The organism is Spiractinospora alimapuensis, assembly GCF_018437505.1.
GTDB classification, from domain to species: domain Bacteria; phylum Actinomycetota; class Actinomycetes; order Streptosporangiales; family Streptosporangiaceae; genus Spiractinospora; species Spiractinospora alimapuensis.
This window is the reverse complement of the sequence record NZ_CP072467.1, coordinates 5,322,459-5,344,581: the sequence shown is the minus strand read 5'-3', so window position 1 is coordinate 5,344,581 and position 22,123 is coordinate 5,322,459. Positions and strand designations below refer to the sequence as shown.

The 22,123-nt window shown below is 69.6% G+C and carries 15 protein-coding genes and 2 pseudogenes; 9 read left to right on the top strand and 8 right to left on the bottom strand.

Annotated features, from left to right (window positions below):
* Window positions 1–543: 543 nt before the first annotated feature.
* The gene (locus tag J4H86_RS24855; protein WP_236540748.1) at window positions 544–927 is read left to right on the top strand and encodes a carboxypeptidase-like regulatory domain-containing protein; all 384 of its coding nucleotides are present in this window, start codon (window positions 544–546) and stop codon (window positions 925–927) included.
* 140 nt (window positions 928–1,067) lie between these two features.
* Here the strand turns inward: J4H86_RS24855 and pstS are convergent, their stop codons facing one another.
* The 3 genes from pstS to J4H86_RS24840 form a co-directional block, all read right to left on the bottom strand.
* Window positions 1,068–2,174, bottom strand: a complete 1,107-nt coding sequence (gene pstS, locus J4H86_RS24850) for a phosphate ABC transporter substrate-binding protein PstS (RefSeq protein ID WP_236540747.1) — start codon at window positions 2,172–2,174, stop codon at window positions 1,068–1,070.
* 210 nt (window positions 2,175–2,384) lie between these two features.
* Window positions 2,385–3,734: a magnesium transporter gene (gene mgtE / locus J4H86_RS24845; protein ID WP_236540746.1), complete on the bottom strand. Its 1,350-nt coding sequence runs from the start codon at window positions 3,732–3,734 to the stop codon at window positions 2,385–2,387.
* Between the two features lie 103 nt (window positions 3,735–3,837).
* Entirely contained in the window at window positions 3,838–4,950 is a 1,113-nt protein-coding gene (locus tag J4H86_RS24840; protein ID WP_236540745.1) for a PP2C family protein-serine/threonine phosphatase, read from the bottom strand.
* 246 nt (window positions 4,951–5,196) lie between these two features.
* Between J4H86_RS24840 and J4H86_RS24835 the strand changes: the two genes are divergently transcribed.
* A complete protein-coding gene (locus J4H86_RS24835) occupies window positions 5,197–6,411 on the top strand; it encodes a GNAT family N-acetyltransferase (RefSeq protein ID WP_236540744.1) in 1,215 nt (404 codons plus the stop codon).
* Window positions 6,412–6,561: 150 nt separating this feature from the next.
* Here the strand turns inward: J4H86_RS24835 and J4H86_RS24830 are convergent, their stop codons facing one another.
* Complete coding sequence (locus tag J4H86_RS24830; protein WP_236540743.1) at window positions 6,562–7,029, bottom strand: ribose-5-phosphate isomerase; 468 nt, start codon at window positions 7,027–7,029, stop codon at window positions 6,562–6,564.
* A gap of 81 nt (window positions 7,030–7,110) precedes the next feature.
* Entirely contained in the window at window positions 7,111–7,725 is a 615-nt protein-coding gene (locus J4H86_RS24825) for a mycothiol-dependent nitroreductase Rv2466c family protein (protein WP_394356415.1), read from the bottom strand.
* Window positions 7,726–7,904: 179 nt separating this feature from the next.
* Between J4H86_RS24825 and pepN the strand changes: the two genes are divergently transcribed.
* The 3 genes from pepN (at window position 7,905) to J4H86_RS24810 (ending at window position 14,034) form a co-directional block, all read left to right on the top strand.
* Window positions 7,905–10,442: an aminopeptidase N gene (gene pepN / locus J4H86_RS24820; protein ID WP_236540742.1), complete on the top strand. Its 2,538-nt coding sequence runs from the start codon at window positions 7,905–7,907 to the stop codon at window positions 10,440–10,442.
* A gap of 687 nt (window positions 10,443–11,129) precedes the next feature.
* Window positions 11,130–12,716, top strand: coding sequence for an APC family permease (locus J4H86_RS24815; protein WP_330932453.1), 1,587 nt, complete (start codon window positions 11,130–11,132; stop codon window positions 12,714–12,716).
* 43 nt (window positions 12,717–12,759) lie between these two features.
* The gene (locus tag J4H86_RS24810; RefSeq protein ID WP_236540740.1) at window positions 12,760–14,034 is read left to right on the top strand and encodes an MFS transporter; all 1,275 of its coding nucleotides are present in this window, start codon (window positions 12,760–12,762) and stop codon (window positions 14,032–14,034) included.
* A gap of 22 nt (window positions 14,035–14,056) precedes the next feature.
* On the opposite strand, the gene J4H86_RS24805 is transcribed toward J4H86_RS24810, so the two are convergent.
* On the bottom strand, window positions 14,057–15,481 hold the full coding sequence (locus J4H86_RS24805) for an amidase (RefSeq protein WP_236540739.1): 1,425 nt from the start codon (window positions 15,479–15,481) through the stop codon (window positions 14,057–14,059).
* Window positions 15,482–15,676: 195 nt separating this feature from the next.
* Here J4H86_RS24805 and J4H86_RS24800 point away from each other — a divergent pair.
* Both J4H86_RS24800 and ilvD read left to right on the top strand, forming a co-directional pair.
* Window positions 15,677–16,469, top strand: a pseudogene (locus J4H86_RS24800) (nuclease-related domain-containing protein).
* 61 nt (window positions 16,470–16,530) lie between these two features.
* Window positions 16,531–18,393, top strand: a complete 1,863-nt coding sequence (gene ilvD, locus J4H86_RS24795) for a dihydroxy-acid dehydratase (protein ID WP_236540738.1) — start codon at window positions 16,531–16,533, stop codon at window positions 18,391–18,393.
* A 97-nt stretch (window positions 18,394–18,490) separates the two neighbouring features.
* On the opposite strand, the gene J4H86_RS24790 is transcribed toward ilvD, so the two are convergent.
* Entirely contained in the window at window positions 18,491–18,697 is a 207-nt protein-coding gene (locus J4H86_RS24790; RefSeq protein WP_236540737.1) for an FmdB family zinc ribbon protein, read from the bottom strand.
* Window positions 18,698–18,735: 38 nt separating this feature from the next.
* Entirely contained in the window at window positions 18,736–19,281 is a 546-nt protein-coding gene (locus tag J4H86_RS24785) for an HNH endonuclease (RefSeq protein ID WP_236540736.1), read from the bottom strand.
* 225 nt (window positions 19,282–19,506) lie between these two features.
* Here J4H86_RS24785 and J4H86_RS24780 point away from each other — a divergent pair.
* Window positions 19,507–21,588 (top strand): annotated as a pseudogene (locus J4H86_RS24780) (prolyl oligopeptidase family serine peptidase); the annotation flags it as partial.
* Complete coding sequence (locus J4H86_RS27700) at window positions 21,586–22,080, top strand: acyl-CoA thioesterase (protein ID WP_394356536.1); 495 nt, start codon at window positions 21,586–21,588, stop codon at window positions 22,078–22,080. The pseudogene J4H86_RS24780 and the gene J4H86_RS27700, both read left to right, overlap by 3 nt.
* Window positions 22,081–22,123 lie beyond the last annotated feature (43 nt).

Here is a 22,123-nt window from a genome sequence, read left to right as displayed (position 1 = left end):
CCGATCGCTCGTGACCTGGCCAGTTGGCATAGACCGCGGGTATAGACCAATCGTGTGGGAACCCCCGATCGGCCCGGAACCCTCGATGACGAGGAGGGGGACGCGGGGACGGCGTGTCGGTGAGGGGCGGGTGAACGGGGGGCGGAGAAGGGACCCACCACCCCCGTGGTGTCGCGCTGGGGCGCGCTCCACCGTCGCGTATTCGCGCCCGGTACCGCCGTGGCCTGGCACGTTCCCGCGCCGCGCCGCGTGCGCTGGGCCCTGGGCGTACGAGGGCGCCTCGACGAAACCCGCGTGGCGAGTGGCATCCGTCACGGCGCCCCCTCGTCCCGTCCTACGCACTCGCCGGGAGGACGCTACGGCGGCTCACGGGGCGATCTGTGGGGCAACGTGCGCCCGTGGTCGCGCGTCGAACGACGAACGCGGGTGTCCAGCCCGGGACAATGAGCGACGCCATCCACTGACTGGAGCGAGATGCCGCACACCGACCGGAAACCGATGCCGTGCCCGCATCGCCGGACTCCCCCACCGTCGGCCTCCGCCGTGGGTCGGCTTGGGCCTGTCGTCGCGGGCCTGGCCGTCGTCGTCCTGTTCGCCGTGGGATGTGGCAGGTCGGAGGCCGAAAGCTCCGACGCCACGGCCGGCGCTCCGGCACCGGACGGGTCAAGCGTCGTGACGGGGACCGTCGTGGACTCCGCCGGCGACCCGGCGTCGGACGTCCTGATCACCCCGATCTCGGTGGGCGACCCACCCAACCCGGTCCCGGAGAAGGCGGTCCTCACCGGCGCGGACGGGACCTACGAGTGGACTGGCCTGGCGGAGGGCGACTACGAGATCTCCGGAAGCCGGGAGGGGAGCTCCACGAACGTAGTCCAGGTGCGGGTGGGCTCGGAACCGGCGACCGCGGACCTGGAGCTGTCGGACTGATCCCGTGGGCCAGTACGACCTCACGACCTACCGGTGGTGGTGGGTCGTGGAACACGAACGGGCCCCGGACCTCCGCCACCCCTGGGTGGTCGAGATGTCCGGGGCCCGTTCGCGCGTTGGCCCGCGTGTGGCGCGCGTGCCTAGGCGATCTGGTTGACGGTCTCCAGCACGGCGTCGCGCGTCTCGTCGGACAACGGAGCCGATCCCGCCTCGTCCGCGGCGGCCTGCTGGCCTTCCTCGCTGATGATGTAGTTGAGGAAGCTGGAGACGCGCTCGGCGTCACCGGCGTCCTCGTACTCCATGCAGGCCAGAGCGTAGGCGACCAGGACGATCGGGTAGGCCGAGGAGTCCTCGGTGAGGTAGTCGAGCTCGATCGCGTGGTCGTTCTCGTCGTTACCTTCGCGCTCCGGTGAGGCGTCCACGATGGCGGCGGCGGACTCGGGGCTGTACTCGACGAAGTCGTCGCCGACCCCGACCGCGACGGTACCCAGGTCACCGACGTGGGAGGCGTCGACGTAGCCGATGGTGCCCTCCCCGCCCTCGATCGCCGAGACGACGCCCGAGCTGCCCTGCGCGGCCTCGACCGGCTCGACAGGCCAGTCACCACTGACCTCGTGCGGCCAGGCGTCGCCCGCGGCGACGTCGAGGTACGCGGTGAAGTTCTCGGTGGTTCCGGACTCGTCGGACCGGTTCACCGGGATGATGGGGCTGTCGGGGAGGTCGACGTCGGGGTTGTCGTCCGCGATCTCCGAGGCGTCCCAGGTGGTGATGTCCTGGTTGAAGATGCCCGCGATCGTCTCCGGCGTCAGGTTGAGCTGGTCGACGCCCTCGAGGTTGAAGGTCACCGCGATCGGTGAGATGTAGGCCGGAAGGTTCACGGCCTCGGAGCCGCAACGGTCGGCGGCCTGCTCGTGCTCGTCATCGTCGAGAGCGGCGTCGGAACCACCGAACTGGGTGGCACCGTCGATGAACTGGGTCCGCCCGGCGCCGGAGCCGACGGCGTCGTACTCGACGGAGGTCTCGGCGCAGAGGCCGGAGTAGCCCGCTGACCAGGCAGCCATGGCGTTCTCCATGGAGCTCGCACCGGCTCCGGCGAGGGTGCCGCCGTCCTCGGCGCACTCGGCGCCACCGGCGGATCCGTTCTCCGCGTCGGGCTGGTCGACGGCCTGGTCGGAGCCGCAGGCGGAGAGGGCGAGAGCGCCCAGAACGACGACTCCCGCGAACTGGCTATAGGTCCTGAGCTTCACAGCTCTCGTGTCCTTCCCGGTGGACTGGTTACCTGGCGCTCGCCTTTCGGGCGGCACCACCAGGCACGTTAGGCACGGAGGGTGACTCCGCAGGTCAGGGAAGGTGAACGGGGACTGAACGGATCCGGTCTATTCGGGTTTGCGTGGTTCTGACCGGCTGTTTCCGCTTTCTTGGGGTGGGACGCGACCTGGTTCTGACGGTGCTCGGCCTCAGAGTCCGAGCAGCATGCGGGCGACGGTGAAGTAGATGACGAGGCCGGTGGCGTCCACCAGGGTGGTGACCAGCGGGGCGGACACGACGGCGGGGTCGACTCCGACCCGGCGCGCCAGCAGGGGCATGGAGCTTCCGATGATCGCGGCCCAGGTACAGATGACGACGATCGACAGCGCGACCGCGAGGGCGACGGGCGTGGGGACGACGACCAGGCCGATCGTCAGGGCGATGAGGGCCATGACGGCGCCGAGTGACAGCCCGACCCGGCATTCCTTCCACGCCACGCGGGGCAGGTCGCGGACCCGCACCTCGCCGACGGCGAGCGCGCGCACCACGGCGGTGGCGGACTGGGAGCCGACGTTGCCCCCGGTGCCGGTGAGCATGGGGATGAACAGGGCGAGCGCGGTGACCTGTTCGAGGGTGGCCTCGAACCCCTGGAGAACACTGACGGTGAGTGTGGAGGCGATGATGAGCAACAGCAGCCACACCACCCGCACCCGGGCGAGGCGCAGCACGCCGGCGGCCACGTAGTGCTCGGAGATGGGGCTGGCTCCGGACTGGCGGGCGATGTCCTCGGTGTCGGCGGCCTCGATCAGTTCCAGGGCGTCGTCGAAGGTCAGCAGGCCCACGACACGTTCCTCGGAGTCGACGACGGGCAGGGCCATCAGGTTGGCCTCCTGCATGAGTCGCGCCGCGTTCTCGGCCGGGTCCGTCGCGCGGGCGCGAGGGACCAGCACATCCACGAGGTCCTTGATCGGCGTGTCCGGCTCGGCCATCACCAGCGCCGCGAGTTCGACCGTGCCGGCGAGGCGGCGGCCATCGTCAACGACGGGGAGGGTGTAGATCGTCTCGGCGTCGCCCCCTTTGGCGCGTACGACCTCCAGGGCGCGGCCGACGGCGAGGTCGCGGTGCAGGATGACCGCCTCGGGACTCATGTGCCGGCCGACGGAGTTCTCCGGGTAGCCCAGGAGCGCGGCGGTTTTCTTGCGTTCCTGCGGGCTCAGGCCCGCGAGGGCGCTCGCCGCGACCTTCGCGGGCACCTCGCCGAGAAGTCGGGCCCGGTCGTCGGGCTCCATCTCCTCCAGGAGCTCGTGCATGGCGGTGTCGCGCAGCCCCGCGAGGATCTCCTGTTGGTGCGGCGGGTCGAGCTCCTCGAAGACCTCCAGTTCCCGGTCCTTGTCCAGCAGCCGGAAGGGGAGGATGGCCCGAGTGCTGTGCATGCGGGCGAGCTCGTCGGCGATCTCGTAGGGCTGGTGTTCGGCCAACCAGAGCCGAATCGCGGTCAGGTCCCCGCCGTCGACGACATCGTCGAGCCGCGGGGATCCGTTCTCATCGCTCTCCGGCACGCACGCCTCCCCGGTTCGATCGTGATTGGTCGCGGCCCCTCAGGACTATCCGAGAGGTGAACTCCCGTGGCGCGCCGCGACGGGTCCCGGCGTGTCGGTGACCTCAGGAGCGCCAGACGACGACAACGGCACGGTCGTCGTTGCTTTCCTTGCCCAACGTGTCGACGATACGTCGGGCGCCGTCCTGGAAGCCGTTGGTGACGATGCCCTCGGCGGCGCCGAGCAGGCGGTCGATGCCGGCGTCCAGGTCCTCGCCGGGGGTCTCGATCAGGCCGTCGGTGTAGAGCATCAGCGCGTCGCCCGAGCGGATGCGTCCGTGCGCGTGGACGTAGGTGGTCTCCTCCATCACGCCCAGCACGACGCCTTTGGCGTCGGTGGTGGTCCACTGTCCGCTACCGGAGTCGAAGTGCAACGCGGGCGGGTGTCCGGCCGAGGCGATCCGGTAGTCGCCGGTGTCCAGGTCGACACTGACGTGGACCGCGGTGACGAACCCCTCGCCCAACGCCGTCCGCCACAGGTAGTCGTTGCAGTGGCTGAGGAAGTCTTCGCTGGGTACCGACCCGATGAGGCCCCCGAACGCGCCGGAGAGCAGCAGCGCGCGGGTCCCGGCGTCGACCCCCTTGCCGGAGACGTCGACCACCGCGAGCTCGAGCCGGTTGCCGCGTTGCGCGGACACCAGGAAGTCACCGCCGAAGGAGGAGCCACCCGCCTGTTCGAGGGCCGAGTTCGTGCCCCACGTGCCCGGTAGCTCCGGCAACAGGCCTTGGGAACGCAACCGGTCCCGCAGCTCCAACAGCATCTGCTCCCCGCGCAGCCCACGCACCCCCAGGCGTTCGCGCACCCCGGAGAGCAGGTAGGCGAGAACCGCCGTGACCCCGATCGTCAGCAGCAGCCCCGGGCCGACCTGGGCGACGTCGATCCGAAACGCCAGGAACAACAGAACGCCGGCGACGACGATCAACAGGAAGGCGAGGCTCTTGCGCCGCAGAAGGAGTCCACCGGCGAGCACCGTGAGGATGACGGCGCTGGGAGGGAACCACCAGGGGTCGATGTAGACGGCGCCGAGGGCGATGCCGACGGCCAACACGACCAGGGTGATCAGCACCAGCCGATAGCGGAAGAGCACTTTGCGCCGAGCGATCGCCATCGCGCGTTGGCCCGCTGAACGCAGCGACCGCCACACGCGGTGGAGAGGACTGGCTTTAGTGGTGCTCATCGGGTCATGTGGGCAAGGCAGCCCCGGGCGACTCCAGGGATATGCCCTCCTCCTTCGGACTTTGGGCGCGACCGGTGCCGAACTGTATCGCTTCGCGCGGTCACAAGCACGTCTCCCCATCCAAATCCCCCGTGGGAGACGCGGCACAAGTCAGGAAAAACGCTGGCGGTGAAGGTCGCGCCGCTGATAGTGACGTTGGCTATGTCTCTACCCCACTCTCCTCAGTCCGCGCCAGAGCCGTGGCCGGTGCGTCCCATCGACAAGACCGAATTTCCCACGTACGCGCTCGTCCTCGCGGACGCGTTCAATTCCCCACAGGACACTTCCACCGCGGGCGACCGGTTCAGCGGAGTCATCGAGTTCGACCGGACGCTGGCGGTCTTCGATGGGGAGGAGATCGTCGGCACCGGCGCCACGCACTCCTTCACGATGGGCGTTCCCGGAGGGTCGATGCCGGTGGGAGGCGTGACCGGGATCGCCACCCTGCCGACGCACCGGCGGCGCGGGGTCCTCACCACTGTGATGACGCGGCAGCTCGCCGACATCCGCGACCGGGGTGAGGCGGTGGCCGCGCTGTGGGCCTCGGAGGGGGCGATCTACGGCCGGTTCGGATTCGGTCCCGCGACCTGGGCCGCCGACATCCAGGTGGACGCCGCCCGGGCGTCGGTGCGCGGCGACGCCCCGCGCGACCCGTCGCTGACGGTGCGCTACGTCCACGAGGGCGTGGCGGAGACGATCGGCCCGGTGTTCCAGGCAGCGATCGCCGACCGTCCGGGCGAGTTCGCGCGGGACGACCGTTGGTGGGCGCACGCTCTCGACGACTCTCCCCCGGAACGGCGAGGGATGAGCCCCCTGAAGTGCGTCGTGGCGGACACGCCGCAGGGGACCACCGGATATGTCCTGTACCGGGTCCGGTCGGGCTACACCCCGACCGGGCTACCGGACGGGACCGTGTCAGTGGTCGACATTCAGGCGCTGACTCCCGCGGCGCACACCGCGCTGTGGGAGCACCTGCTCGGCCGCGATCTGGTCTCGCGGGTGACGATGGACGACGCTCCCCTTGACATCCCCCTCTACGGCCTCCTGCGGAACCCCGACCACGTGCACAGCGTCCTCGGCGCGAACCTGTGGGTGCGCCTCGTGGACGTTCCCGCGGCACTGGAACAGCGGAGTTACCGCGGCGCCATCGACCTCGCGCTGGAGGTCACCGACACGACGTGCCCCTGGAACGCCGGCCGCTGGCGGCTCCGCGCCGACCGGAACGGCGCGGTGTGCGGGGCTACCGAGGACGAGCCCGACCTCCGGATGGACGTCGCCACCCTCGGCGCGGCCTACATGGGAACTCCCCCCACCTACGCCGTGGCCTCAGGAAAGGTGGAGGAGCTGAGATCCGGCGCCTACGCCGACTTCGTGACCGGAATGGGCTGGCCACGGCCGGGACACTGCGGCCTGGTGTTCTGACCGCCACGGCTGCCGGCCCCGACGGAGGTCCGTAGTCGGGTCGGGTGTGGCGGTGCGGATGGACCCGACCGCCGCCGAGGGGGCCAGGGACGACAGTGGGCGCTGGCGGTGCGAAGGTCCGCACCGCCAGCGCCCGGGTGGTCATGGGGATCAGGGCAGCGGGGGAAGCTCGCCGGACGTCTCGTAGGTGCTGATCATCTCGATCCGCCGGGTGTGCCGGTCGGCTCCGCTGTAGGGGGTGGCCAGGAACTCCTCGACGAAGTCGGTGGCGTCCTGTTCGGAGTGCATCCGGGCACCGAGGCTGATCACGTTGGCGTCGTTGTGCTGTCGGGCGAGGCGCGCCGTCTCCGCGCTCCACACCAGGGCGGCGCGCACGCCCGCCACCTTGTTCGCGGCGATCTGCTCCCCGTTGCCGGAACCGCCGATCACCACTCCCATCGACCCGTTCTCGCGCGCGACCCCCTCGGCGGCGCGCAGCACGAACGGCGGGTAGTCGTCCTCCCCGTCGTAGAGCTCCGGCCCCGCGTCGACGACGTCGTGTCCGCGCTTGGCCAACCATCCCGCGAGATGGTTCTTCAGTTCGAGTCCGGCGTGATCAGATCCAAGGTGAATTCGCACGTCGACCAGTGTGCCAGGAGGTCCGACCCCGCACGTCGACGGTGTGCCGAATCGGACCTCCCGCACCGAGCGTTCGAGGTCTCAGTCGAAGATCGGTTCGCGGTCGCGCGTGCGCTTGAGTTCGAAGAACCCGTCGGTTCCGGCGACCAGCAGTACGCCGTCCCACAGTTTCCCGGCGGCCTCGCCGCGCGGGATGGGCGTGACGACGGGCCCGAAGAACGCGACGTCGGAGACGGCGATCACCGGCGTGCCGACGTCCTGGCCCACGCGGTTGATGCCGTCGGCGTGCGACCGGCGCAGCTCGGCGTCGAACTCGGCGGAGTCCGCCGCCTCGGCCAGCTCCTCGGGGAGGTCGACCTCGCGCAGGGCCGCCCGGATGGTCGCGTCGTCCAGGGGGAGGCCCTCGTTGTGGTTTCGGGTGCCCAGCGCCGTGTAGAGCGGACCGAGGATGTCCTCCCCGTACTTCTCCTTGGCGGCGATCGCGACCCGGACCGGACCCCACCCCTTCTCCATGAGCTCCTTGTACACCTCCGGCAGGTCGTCATTGCCCTCGTTGAGGACGGAGAGGCTCATCACGTGCCAGCGGATCTCGATGGGGCGGATCCGCTCGACCTCGAGGAGCCAGCGGCTCGTCATCCACGCCCACGGGCACAACGGGTCAAACCACAAATCGACGGGTGTGCGCTGCTCGGCCACGGGCTCGCTCCGTTCTGGGTCGTCGTGACAGCGGGGGCTGTCCTGGGTCCTGCCTGAACCCAACCGTGGGCGGTTGTTCGGCATTCCCCGATCCCGCATGGCAGGATCGACTGCCAACGCCACTGTTTCGCACAGCTTGGAATCCGCACTGTCAGCGACGAAGTACGAGGGGGCATGCCATGGCCGGCAACCTGACACGCGACGAGGCCAGAGAGCGCGCTGAGCTGCTGGATGTCGACGGCTATGAGGTCATGCTCGATCTCACCAGCGACGGCGCGACCTTCAGCTCAACCACGACCGTCCGCTTCACGTGCCACCGTCCCGGGGCGTCGACGTTCATCGAGATCGCGGCGCCGTCGGTACGGGAGGTGGAGCTCAACGGGCGGGCACTGGACCCGGCGCAGGTCTTCGACGGGGGTCGGGTGACGCTGAGCGACCTCGCGGAGCGCAACGAGCTCCGGGTCCACGCCGACGCCGCCTACATGCGCACCGGTGAGGGGCTGCACCGCTTCATCGACCCGGTGGACGGCAACACCTACCTCTACACCCAGTTCGAGACGTCCGACGCGCAGCGGATGTACACCTGCTTCGACCAGCCGGACCTCAAGGCGCCCTTCGAGCTGACGGTGCTCGCGCCCGAGAACTACGAGGTGGTGTCCAACACGACACCGGACGTGGTGCGTGAGCCCACCACCAACGCGGGCGCGTTCCGGTGGCACTTCCCCGCCACCGAGCCCATGTCGACCTACATCACCGCGCTCATCGCCGGGCCGTACCACGCGGTCCGCGACACGCACGACGGGATCCCCCTCGGCGTGTACTGCCGTTCCTCCCTCGCCGACCACCTGGACGCCGACGCCATCCTCGAGGTCACCAAGCAGGGCTTCGACTTCTACCACCACCTGTTCGGCATCCGGTACCCGTTCGGCAAGTACGACCAGCTCTTCGTTCCCGAGTTCAACGCCGGGGCGATGGAGAACGCCGGCGCGGTGACCTACCTGGAGGACTACGTCTTCCGCTCCCGGGTCACCGACGCGCGCTACGAGCGCCGGGCCGAGACCATGCTGCACGAGATGGCGCACATGTGGTTCGGCAACCTCGTCACCATGCGGTGGTGGGACGACCTGTGGCTGAACGAGTCCTTCGCGACCTTCGCCAGTGTCTACTGCCAGGCCAAGGCGACGCGGTGGACCGACGCGTGGACCACCTTCGCCAACGTCGAGAAGGCGTGGGCGCTGCGCCAGGACCAGCTCCCCTCAACGCACCCGATCGCGGCCGACATCCCCGACATGCAGGCGGTGGAGGTCAACTTCGACGGCATCACCTACGCCAAGGGGGCGTCGGTCCTCAAGCAGCTCGTCGCCTACGTCGGGGTGGACGCCTTCTTCTCCGGGGTGCGGGAGTACTTCCAGGCCCACGCCTGGGGCAACACCGAACTGCCGGACCTGCTGCGGGAGCTGGAGCGGGCCTCCGGCCGTGACCTGTCGGCATGGTCGCGCCAGTGGTTGGAGACCGCGGGGGTGAACACCCTGCGCGCCGACTTCGAACTGGACGCCGAGGGCACCATCACCGCGTTCTCCGTGGCGCAGTCCGCCCCGGAGGAGCACCCCACGCTGCGGGACCACCGCATCGCCATCGGTCTCTACGACCGCACGCCCGAGGGGATCGTGCGGCGGGAACGCGTGGAGCTGGACGTGTCCGGCCCCCGCACCGAGGTTCCGGAACTGGTCGGCCGCAAGGGGGCGGACCTGGTGCTGGTGAACGACGACGACCTCACGTTCACCAAGATCCGTCTGGACGAGCGGTCACTGCGGACCGTCGTGGACCACGTGGGCGAGATCCAGGAGTCGCTTCCCCGCGCCCTGTGCTTCTCAGCGGCCTGGGACATGACGCGGGACGCCGAGATGGCGACCCGGGACTTCGTCACGCTGGTGTCCTCCGGTCTGCGTGGTGTGAGCGACGTCGCCGTGGCGCAGACCCTGATGCGTCAGGCGGTCACCGCGCTGCACACCTACGCCGCTCCCGAGTTGCGCGACGCCGGTTTCGCGACCCTCGCCGACCAGGTGCAGAACCTGCTCACCGGCGCCGTCCCCGGAAGCGACCTACAGCTCGCCTACGTGCACGGCTTCGCGGACGCCAGCATCACCACCGAGCAGCTCTCCCTGCTGCGCGGCCTCCTCGACGGCGCGATCACTATCGAGGGACTGGACATCGACACCGACCTGCGCTGGACCCTGCTGCGGCGCCTGGTGGTGCGCGGTGAGGCCGGCGAGGCGGAGATCGCGGCGGAGGTCGAGCGGGACGCCACCGCGTCGGGCCAGCGCGCCGCCGCCGGCTGCCGCGCGGCACTGCCGACGGCGGAGGCCAAGGCCGAGGCCTGGGAGCGCATCGAGTCCGCCTCCGACATGGCCAACGCCGAGTTCCGGGCCACGCTGCTCGGCTTCGGCGAACCCGCCCAGCGCGACCTGCTCGTGCCCTACCGGGACCGCTACTTCGACCTGGTGGGCCCGGCCTGGCAGAAGTGGACCGGGGAGTTCGCGCAGACCTTCGCGGAGTTCTGCTACCCGTCGTTCCTCATCGAGGAGGAGACGGTACGGCGCACCGACGCCTACATCGACCAGGAGAACCCCCCGGCCGCCCTGCGCCGCCTCCTGATCGAAGGCAAGGCCGGAGTCCAACGCGCCCTCCGCGCCCAGGCCCGCGACGCCCAGGAGTAATCCCCGGGTGGGTGGTGCGGCTGAGTCGGCCGCACCACCCACCCAGTCGCACAGCGACGTCCCACCCCACGCCGTGTGACGGATGCCGTGTGCCCCCACACAGGGGATGGGGAACTTGGGACACCCAAAGCCATCGCGGACACAACCTGTCCGCCAACTCAACGGCCGAACATAGCCCCGAGAATCAATGTGGACGCTACGCGTCCGCATCCATGTCTGTGGACGCTCCCTGAGAGACCAAATCGCACCCCGAACATCGCGAAACGATAACACCCCCAAAGAATCCCAGGTCGCACCCTGGTAAGCCCCGCGCGCGCGGGGATGAACCCGGCAGGGGTCGGCTACGACGCGGTCGCAATTCGGTAAGCCCCGGCGCGCGGGGATGAACCGGATGGCTTGCACGCGGGTCACGAGGTCGTCTTGGTAAGCCCCGCGCGGGGCTGGACCTGTGGGGTGGCAGACGACTTGGACCTGGGCCGCACCACCACCACGACCACACGGCCCGAACCGTGGCAAGCCCCGCCCGCGCAGGGATGGACCGGCGACCAAGCCAGTGACCGCGTCCTCGCGGCTGTAAGCCCCGCCCGCGCGGGAATGGACCGATCACGGTGCGCACGATCCGCTCGCCACCGGTGGCCCTCCGTGGGAGTTGATCGGTGAACCGCCCCGGCCCGACACGGCCCCAGCATGGGACCGTCGTCGGGCCTGGTGCGTCGCCACCGTGTGGCCCGCTCTCCCTCCCTGGCGCGCGTGTGGGTACCTTCGTGGCCTTCTGGGGCTGGTGCTCGTGATCTGGCGGGGCGAGACTTGTGGGTCGATCGTCGCCATCGGATCACGCTCGGGAGGGTGCGGGTGTCGCAGCTTCGCAGTTCGTTGGGTTTGTTTCCGCTGATCGCGTTAGGTGCAGCTGGGGTGATCGGCTCCAGTTGGATCTACACCGCTAGCGAGTTCTTCACGCTGTACGGTGCCGGTGGCGTCGTGATCGGGCTCGCCGTCGCGACGGTGTTCGTGGCGTTCATCGCGTTGGCGTACGCGGAGCTCGCGAGTCTGTTCCCGCGGGCGGGTGGCGAGGTCGTGTTCGCCTACGTCGCGTTCAACCGTGGGGTCGCCTTCACCGCGGGCTGGCTGCTGATCGGTGCCTACGTGAGCTCGCTGGCGTTCTACGTGACGTCGGTGGGGTTCCTACTGAGCCGGGTCTTCCCCGAACTGTCCGTGATACCCCTCTACACGATCAACGAGGGGACGGTCTATCTGCCCGTGCTGGTGGTCGGGGTGCTGGTCACGCTCGCGGTGTTCGCCGCCAACTGGCGGGGGATCACGTTCGGTGCGTGGACCCAGCTCGTGTTCCTGATCGCGATGGTCGTGCTCGGGCTGGTCATCGCGGTGGTCGGCTTCCTGCACGGGAGCGCGGAGAACTTCTGGCCGCCCTACGCCGGCGACACCGGGGAGTCGGTGGGCCAGACGGCGCGGTTCGTGCTGCCGGCCATGACGTTCTTGACGGGTTTCGCGCTGGTGACGACGCTCGCGGAGGACGCCAAGGTGACCCCGCGTCGTCTCGGCCGTGCCGTACTGATGACGGTCGGTATCGCGGGCGGCTTCTACTGCCTGGTGCTCCTGGCGACGGCCTGGGTCATCCCGTGGCAGGAGACGGCCGCCCTGGAGGAGGGCACCATCAACGCCTTCCGCGCGGCCGGATATCCGACGCTGGGTTGGTCGGCGTTCGCGATCGCCGTCATCGGGCTGGTGACGAGCTTCCTCGCCCTCTTCGTCGCGACCTCCCGGATCGTGCTGGCGATGGCACGTGCCCGCCTGCTGCCGTCCGGGTTGGCCGCGCTGCACCCGCGACACCGGACACCGACCCGAGCCCTCACCTTCACTCTGGTGGTCGTGCTGTGCCTCGGCTGGATGGGCACGGAGGCGTTGGTGTGGTTCCTGGACACCGGCGGTGTCTACGTGGGCCTCGCGTGGTTCATCGGTGTGCTGTGCCTGTACCGCATCCGCTCCACCCATCGTCACCTGTCCGCGCCGTTCCGAGCGTGGCCGTCGGCGGCTCCGGCGGTCGGCGCGGTCTTCGCCGTCGGGGTGATCGTGTTCGCCCTGTGGCCCAACACCGATCTGTCCCTGATCTGGCCCTGGGAGTATGTGATCTTGATCGCGTGGGCGACGGTCGGGGTACTGCTGTACCTCTGGTCACGCGGCAAGGACGATGGTCAGGCCATGCGTACCCTGCTGGGTGAACACTACGACTCGACAGTGGGCAGCAATCGAACATGAAATCGAGTAGCGGAGTGCGTGCGCCGCGTCCATAATGCGAGCCGTGGCTCATCCCTACCGCACGTTGCTGCGCACCCCCCATGTCCCCTCCCTGCTGATCCTTTCGATGGTCGCCCGAATCCCGATGGCGGGGGTGCCGATCGCCGTCACGTTCCTGGTGGCGGGGTGGACGGGGTCCTACGGGCTGGCGGGCGCGGTCGTCGGCGGGCTGACGATCGGGACCGCGATCGCCGGGCCCGTGCGGGGCAGGATGGTGGACCGGGGGCGGTCCGACCGGGTGATGTTGGTCAGCGCGGTCGCCTACGCGTCGGGGCTCACGGCGCTGGCTCTGCTTCCGGCCTCGGTGTGGTGGGTGAGCCTTCCGTTGGGGTTGGCGACGGGCCTGTTCGCGCCACCCAGCAACCAGATCGTCCGCTCAGTGTGGCCCCGGATCCTCCAGGGGCCCGCCCGACAGACCATCTACTCCGTTGAGGGCGCCGTACAGGAGATCCTGTTCATCGCGGGCCCGCTGATCGCCGCGGGCACGGTCGCGGTGGCGAGTCCGCGCGTGGCGACACTCACCCTCGCGGGGATCGCCGTCGCGGGTGGCGTCGCGTTCGCGCTGTCGGTGCGGGCGGCCGGCATGGCCGAACCGGCGCCGGCTCCGGCCATCCCTCATGCTTCGAAGGGGAAGACATCCCTGCTGGCGCAGCGGCCCGTGCTGTTGCTGATCGGGTTCTTCTTGCTGTTGGTCAGCGGAATCGGGGCGATCGACCTCGCGATCGTCGCTGTCGCCCGCGAGAGCGGGGCCGCCGCCTGGGCCGGCGCGCTCGCCGCCGTGTGGGCCCTGGGCTCCCTGGCGGGTGGGCTCGCCGTGGGCGCCATGGCGCGCGCACCAGGTATCCGCGCTCGCGCCGCGGCCTCGGCGGTGGGGCTGCTCCTGCTCGTGCCGCTCATGCCACCCATCGTGGACCTGCCCTCGCTCTGGTGGCTCACACCTGTTCTGTTCCTGGCCGGGCTGGGCATCGCCCCCACGATGGGCGCCTGCATGAGCCTGTTGAGCGAGCTGTCCCCCGACGAGCGGCGCGGTGAGGCCTTCGGCTGGATGAACACTGCCGGCTCCACCGGGATGGCGGTGGCCGCTCCGGTAACCGGGGCATTGATCGACTGGGGCGGCGTCGCCGCGGGGGTGGCCGGCGGCGCCGGCATGGTGGTGGTCGCCGCGCTGTTCACGGTGTTTCTGCCTCGCTCCACCGCCCGATCGACCGAGGAAACCGGGTCACCGTCGACCGGGCGTCCGGAGCCGGAGCCGACCGAGCAGCGGACGGGCGAAGGGTAGCCGTCGCCCGTCCTCGCTAGTCCTAGGCGTCCCACAGTGGCGGGGTTCGGTCCCCCCAGGGCCGGGCCTGCTCGAGTTGGGCGGCGAGGGCGATCAGGGTCGGTTCGCCACCCATCCGACCCGCGAGCATGCTGCCGATGGGCAGACCGTCGTTCGTCCAGTGCAGTGGTACCGACACCGCCGGCTGGCCAGAGACGTTGTACATGGCCGCGAACGGGGTGAACGCGCCCATCCGGAGGAACTCCATCTCGGGGTCACCGTCGGCGTCGAAGTGGCCCAGTGGCTGCGGGACCTGGGCGAGCGTCGGGGTGAGCACCGCGTCGAAGTCCTGGAGTGTGGCGAGTGCCCGGCGAATCGCCTGTTGGAGCTGGCCGGTGGCGTCCAGGTACTCGGTGGCGGAGAGGGCGCGGCCCCGTTCCCGCAGCCATCGGCTGAGGGGCCGGATCCGTTCCTCGTCCTCGGGCGAGAGTGGGTAGCGCGTCGCCATCGCGGCCCACGCCGTGGTGAAGGCCCCGTAGACGGCGCTGTGGAACGGCGCCGGGATGTCCACGACGTCGTGACCCAGCTCGGCGAGGAGCGTGGAGGTCTCCTCGAAGGCGGTGCGCACCTCGGCGTCGATCTCCACCCCGTCGATGACGGGTGTGGCGAAGCGGGCGACCCGGAGGCGTCCGGGGTCCCGGTCCGCGGAGTCGCGGAAGGTTCCCACGACAGGGGGTGCGGTGTAATAGTCGCCCGGACGGCTGATCGACATGGCGTCCAGGAGGGTGGCCGCGTCGCGCACGGTACGCGCGATGGGGCCGGTCGTGGAGAGACCGATCATGTCCGGCTTGGCCGGGGCGCCACTGATCCGTCCCCGGGTGGGTTTGACGCCGAAGACCCCGCACGCGCTCGCCGGGATACGGATCGACCCGCCGCCGTCACTGCCCTGGGCGACCGGGGCGAGGCCTGTGGCGACCGCGGCGGCCGCGCCGCCGCTGGATCCTCCCGCCGAGCGGGTCAGGTCCCAGGGGGTTCGGGTGGGTGGGGCGATGTCGTTCTCGGTGTAGCAGGGAAAACCGAACTCGGGGGTGTTGGTCTTGCCCAGGAACACCGCTCCCGCCTCGCGTAGCGCCGCGACGAACTCCTCGTCGACTGGGGCGCGCTGGTCGGCGTACACGCGCGATCCACAGGTCCATCGTTGCCCGGCGACCATGTCGAGGTCCTTGACCGGAACCGGAATACCGCACAACGCGGGAAGATCCTCCGGGGCGTCGCGCATCACCCGCGCTTCGGCGTTTCGGGCCTGCTCGAGCGCCAGATCTTTAGTGACCGTTATAAACGCGCCGAGATGATCATCAATTCGGTCAATCCGATTCAGGAAGTGCTCGGTGATGTCAACCGGGGAGAGAGTCTTGGCTCGCACTTCCCCTGCCAGCTCTTCCGCGTTCAGGTCATGAATCTCGCTCACACCGAGACCCTACGCACCCGAGTTTGGGAACGCCACGAGTGACCACCCGCCACCGTTACGCAACGTTACCTCATAACCAATAGTTCTGCCCCAATTCTGGGTCTCCCACACGCCAGATCCCCAGCTCTGTGGGGAATACTATTGTGCGGGCGTTCGGTACTGACTACTACGTTGCGTCACCGATATTCTCCTCTCGTGGACACCGCATCAAACGTCAAGGGCAGTACGTCGCGCCCGGACCAACCTCCGCGGCCGGCGTCGACCTCCCCCTACGTCGAACGTCAAAAATCCAACGTCTCCCTGCGAGCCCTGCTGAGATCCGGCGTTCAGCGGCCGTGGCTGGTGTGTGCGGCCGTCGCGGCGTTCGTCGGACTCGGGGCGGGGTTCCTGACCAGCAGCGGGCGGGTGGGAGCGACCCTCGCCGGGCTGGTTCTCGTCGCCGGGATGTTCCACATCTCCTCGACCCGGTCGGAGATTCCGCGCTGGCGTCGTCGTTCGGCCGCGCAGCGGCGGACCGAGGCCCAGCTCCGGCCCATGCAGCGCTGGTTCGGCTACCGGGTTCTGCACGCGCGTTCCATCCCCGGTGGCAACGGCATCATCGACCACTTCGTGATCGGCCGACGTGGGGCCTTCGCGATCGACTCCGAGAGCTGGGACAAGCGTCTTCCCGTCCGCAACAAGTTGGAGAAGCTGTACCACGGCAAGTTCTCCAAGAACGAGCGGCTCGACGAGGCGCTGGAGGAGGCGCGTGTGGCCCAACGCCTCATCGGCGAACAGTTGGGCAGCGACGTGTTCGTACGCCCCTCCCTGGTGATCTACGGACCGAATGCCGTGGGACATCCACCGCATGCGCGGCATCGACGTGATCAAGGCGAACAACGTCCGTAAGTGGCTGCGGCGTGAGGGCAAGGAGAAGCTCAGCGAGCGGGAGATCAACCGGATCTACGAGGCCGCCCGCGCGGCGCTTCCCCCCAAGTACGGCGAATAGGCCCGGGAACAGGCACTACCATCGAACGACAGGCAGTAAATGTTTTGGATGGGAGTGCCCCATGCCCGCGCTACGCTCACGCACGGTCACCCATGGCAGGAACATGGCCGGCGCGCGCGCTCTCATGCGCGCCACCGGCGTGGAACGCGAGGAGATCGGCAAGCCGATCGTCGCGGTAGCCAACAGCTTCACCCAGTTCGTGCCCGGCCACGTCCACCTCCGTGAGGTCGCCGACGTCGTCGCCGGAGCGGTCAGGGAGGCCGGTGCCGTCCCCCGCGAGTTCAACTCCATCGCGGTGGACGACGGCATCGCCATGGGGCACGGCGGCATGCTGTACTCCCTGCCCAGCCGCGAGCTGATCGCCGACTCGGTCGAGTACATGGTCAACGCGCACTGCGCGGACGCCCTGGTGTGTGTGTCCAACTGCGACAAGATCACGCCGGGGATGCTGCTGGCCGCGATGCGGCTGAACATCCCCACGGTCTTCGTCTCCGGTGGACCGATGGAGGCAGGCAAGGTCACCGTCACCGACGGGACCGCCACCCGGGTGAAGAAGCTCGACCTGATCAACCCGATGATCGCCTCCGCCGACGATTCGGTTCCCCAGGAGGAACTGGACGAGATGGAGGAGAACGCGTGCCCCACCTGCGGGTCGTGTTCGGGCATGTTCACCGCCAACTCCATGAACTGCCTCACCGAGGCCATCGGGCTGGCACCGCCCGGCAACGGCACGGTTCTGGCCACGCACGTCGCCCGTAAGGCCCTGTACGAGGACGCCGGCCGTCTCGTCGTGGAGGCCGCCCGGCGCTACTACGAGGACGACGACGCCTCCGTCCTGCCCCAATCGATCGCCACCGAGGCCGCGTTCGCCAACGCCATGGCGCTGGACGTCGCCATGGGCGGGTCGACCAACACGATCCTGCACCTGCTCGCGGCCGCGACCGAGGGCGGGGTGAACTTCGGGCTGGACGAGATCGACGCCCTGTCCCGCGAGGTGCCCTGCCTGTGCAAGGTCGCGCCCAACACCGACAAGTACCACGTGGAGGACGTGCACCGGGCCGGCGGTATCCCCGCCATCCTCGGCGAGCTCGCGCGCGCCGACCTCCTGGACACCTCACTGCCGACGGTGCACGGTTCCACGATCGGGGAGTTCCTCCAGGAGTGGGACATCCGCTCCGGCACGGCCTCCGAGCGGGCCGTCGAGCTGTTCCACGCAGCTCCCGGTGGCAAGCGCACCACCAAGGCCTACTCCCAGGACGTCCGTTGGGACACCCTGGACACCGACCGCGTCAACGGCTGCATCCGCTCGTTCGAGAACGCCTACACCGCCGACGGCGGCCTCGCGGTGCTGCGCGGCAATATCGCGCCGGACGGGGCGATCGTGAAGACCGCCGGCGTCGAGGAGGAGCTGTGGACCTTCAGCGGCCCGGCGAAGGTTTTCGAGAGCCAGGAGGACGCCGTCGAAGGAATCCTCGGCCGACGCGTGGAACCCGGTGACGTCGTCGTCATCCGCTATGAGGGCCCCAAGGGCGGCCCCGGAATGCAGGAGATGCTCTACCCCACCAGCTTCCTCAAGGGCCGTGGCCTCGGCAAGGCGTGCGCGCTGGTCACCGACGGCCGGTTCTCCGGCGGCACCTCGGGGCTGTCCATCGGCCACGCCTCACCCGAGGCGGCGGCCGGCGGTGACATCGCCCTGATCGAGGACGGGGACACCATCACCATCGACATCCCCAACCGCGCGATCGACATCGACGTCCCCGACGACGAGCTCAGCACCCGACGGGAACGCCTCCTCAAGGAGCTGGGATCGTTCCGGCCTCGGGAGCGGCAGCGTCCCGTCACCGCGGCGCTGCGTGCCTACGCCGCCATGGCGACCTCGGCGTCCACGGGCGCCGCTCGCGACGTCAGCCAGATCGAGAAGTAGCGGCGTGGGGGGTACGGCCGGCTCGCCCACCCCCCGCCCGCGTGGAGTCACCCGTGAGCGACGTGGACCGGGTCGGGTCGGACCCAGTCGACGTCGCTCAGGAACAGCACCCGCCGCCGCAGCAGCCTCCCCCGCCGGCCGGCGCGTCGGAGGACGCGCCCCCACCCACGCCCACCACGGACATCAGCTTCACCGTGTCGGCGTGACCGTGGGGACAGTCCGCGGGGGAATCTGACTCCGCCATCGGTCGGGAGACTTCGAACGTGTCGCCGCACGCGCGGCATCGGAACTCGTAGCGAGGCATGCCTCAACGATACGCCGCCGCCGCGCCGGACGGCGGCGTCACGCAGCGATGACCGCGATGTAGGGTGCCCACTGCGGATCGCCGTGCTGGTCGCCGTTGATCAGCCGCCAGTGCAGCCCGCGTGGCACGTGTGGCGTGACCTTCAGCTCCCAGCCCAGGGCGTCGAGCAGGTGGTCGGCCTTGCGGTGGTTGCACGGTTTGCACGACGCCACACAGTTCTCCCACACGTGGGCGCCACCCCGGCTGCGTGGAATCACGTGGTCGATCGTCTCCGCGCGTTTGCCGCAGTACGCGCACAGGTACCGGTCCCGACGCATCAACGCGACCCGGGTCAGGGGTATGCGTCGCCGGTAGGGCACCCGGATGTAGCGGCGCAGTCGGATCACCGACGGGACCGACACCGACACCGTCGCCGACCGGAGTGTCGCCCCTCCCACGTCGTCGTGCACGACCTCCGCCTTGTCCCGCAGCACAAGGAGGATGGCCCTGCGCATGGGGAGGGTGGTCAGGGGTTCGTAGCTGGCGTTGAGTAGAAGTACGTGACGGCTGCTTTTGCCGTCCTCCGATCCGCGTGCGGGGCTCATGATGTCCGTCCGTGCGGTGTCGCCTCCCCCGCGGGCCATCGGCCCGTGCGGGGGTTCTCCCATCTGGCCGGCAGCGCCGACCGAAACACGTCGACCACGCGAACCTCCCGTCGGTGGTTGCCAACGTCTCGCCTTTAGTGTGCGTGGTCGACACCGTCAATCGCCACCCCATTTGTGTACGGCGTGGTGATTTCCTCACCGTCACCAGCGGATAAGGTGCAGCACATGCCCGAGTATCCCCACGCCCACAGGCAGCGAACGACCTGGACGCAGGCCGGTCACACCGTCTCCGATCCCTACCGGTGGCTCGAGGAGGCCGACACCGACGACACAGTTTCTTGGTCCGCCGCACAGGACGCCCTGTTCGCCGACAGGATGAACACGCTGCCCGGCCGGGACGCCTTCGCCGACCGGATCCGTGACCTCCTCGACTGTGGGGTCGAGGGAACCCCGCGTTGGCGGGGGCGGCGGCGGTTCTTCATGCGGCGCGGTCCAGGCCAGGAGCACGCCGCGCTGTTCACGGTGGACGGGGACGGGCCCGAACACGTCCTCGTCGATCCGATGGTCTTGGACCCCACCGGCACCACCACGCTGGACTCCTGGACTCCCGACCCGGCCGGCCGACTGCTCGCCTACCAGCTCTCGCACGGTGGGGACGAGGAGTCCCTGCTCTACGTGATGGACGTGGCGACCGGGGAGTCGGTGGACGGGCCGGTCGACCGGTGTCGGTCGACCCCCATCGCGTGGCTGGCGGATGGGTCGGCGTTCTACTATGTGCGGCGTCTCCCTCCGTCGCGGGTCCCGGCGGACGAGACGCAGTACCACCGGCGCGTGTACCTGCATGTCGTGGGCAGTGACCCCGATGAGGACGCCGAGATCTTCGGTTTCGGTCGGGACATGACCGAGTTCTATGGCCTGCACGTGAGTCACGACGGCCGCTGGTTGACCCTCACGGCCGCACCGGGCACCGCCGCGCACAACGACGCGTGGATCGCGGACCTGGACGCCACCGGCCCCCGCACGCCGAAGCTGGTGCCGATCCAGGAGGGTGTCGACGCCGAGGTTTACCCCCACGTGGGACGGGACGGTCGGCTCTACCTCTTCACCGACCGGGACGCGCCCAGGGCGAGGCTCTGTGTCGCCGACCCCGCACAGCCCGAGTACGAGCACTGGACCACGCTGTTGGCGGAGGACACGTCCGCTGTACTCACCGGGTTCACAGTCCTGGACGGGGCGGCGCTGGGCGACGCCCCGCTGCTGCTGGGCCTACGCCAGCGCCACGCGATCAGTGAGGTCACCGTGCACGACCTCGCCGACGGACGCTACCGGGACACCCTCACCCTGCCGGGTCCGGGGTCGGTCGGGGGCCTGCGTTCCCCGCACGACGGCGGCCACGAGGCGTGGCTGTCCTACACCGACCACGCCACACCCACCACGGTGTACCGCTTCGACGGGCGTGACGGCTCTCTCGAGGTGTGGGCCGCTCCCCCGAAACCGCCGCGTGTCCCCGAGGTGCGGGCCGACCAGGTCAACTACACGGCGTCCGACGGTGCGACGGTGCACATGATCGTGCTCTCCCCCGCTGACGCCACCGGGCCGCGCCCCACCATCCTCTACGGCTACGGCGGATTCCAGATCTCCCTGACCCCGAGCTTCTCCGCCACCGCGCTGGCCTGGGTGGAGGCGGGCGGCACCTACGTCGTGGCCAACCTGCGGGGTGGAGGTGAGGAGGGAGAGGAGTGGCACCGCGCGGGCATGCTCGCCAACAAGCAGCGTGTCTTCGACGACTACCTCGAGGCCGCGAACTACCTCGTCGCGACCGGTGTGGCCGCGCCCGACGGACTCGCCGCCATGGGCGGGAGCAACGGTGGGCTGCTGGTGGGCGCGGCGGTCACCCAGGCCCCGGACCGGTTCGCGGCCGCGGTCTGCTCGGCGCCCCTCCTCGACATGCTGCGCTACGAACGGTTCGGACTGGGACGACTCTGGACGGGCGAGTTCGGTAGCGCGTCCGACCCCGAACAGTTCGAGTGGCTCCACGCCTACTCGCCCTACCACCGCGTCACCGAGGGCGTCCGCTACCCGGCGACGTTGTTCACCGTGTTCGACAACGACAGTCGGGTCGACCCGCTGCACGCCCGCAAGATGTGCGCGGCGATGCAGCACGCCACCTCCGCCCCGGTGTCCCAACGCCCGGTGCTGCTGCGGCGCGAGGCCGAGGTGGGCCACAGTGTCCGCTCCGTGGGGCGCACCGCGGCGCTCCAGGCGGACAGTCTGGCGTTCCTGGCGCACCACACGGGACTGGACGTGTCCGCTGAGGAGGACACCGCCGAGTCCACGGCGTCCGCGCCTCGGACCGCGGTCCATACCCGGGTCTCGTCCTCGCCGGAGGCACCGAGCGATCGCCGGCACGTCCACGGGTGCCAGGTCCGCTACGCCGACCTGGATCCGCAGAACCACGTCAACAACGTGCGGATGCTGACCTACCTGGAGGAAGCCCGGTTGTCGTTGCTGCGGTGGTCCTCCCCGCAGGGATCACCGGCGGCGGGCCCGATGGTGATCAGCTACCAGGAGGCGGAGTACGTGCGGCCACTCCAGCTTCGCCCCGAACCGGTGCGGGTCGAGGTGTGGGCGACGCGGCTGCGCCGGGCCAGCGTGGACCTGAACTACGAGGTGCGCGACGACGACCATGTGTACCTGCGGGCGCGCACGGTCCTGGTGGGGTTCGACCCGGACACCCAGCGGATCCGGCGTCTCACCGACGCGGAACACGAGCTTCTGGGCCGCCACACGGTGGACTGAGGCCGGGAACCTCACCAGACACGACGCAGGCGCCCGGAGACCA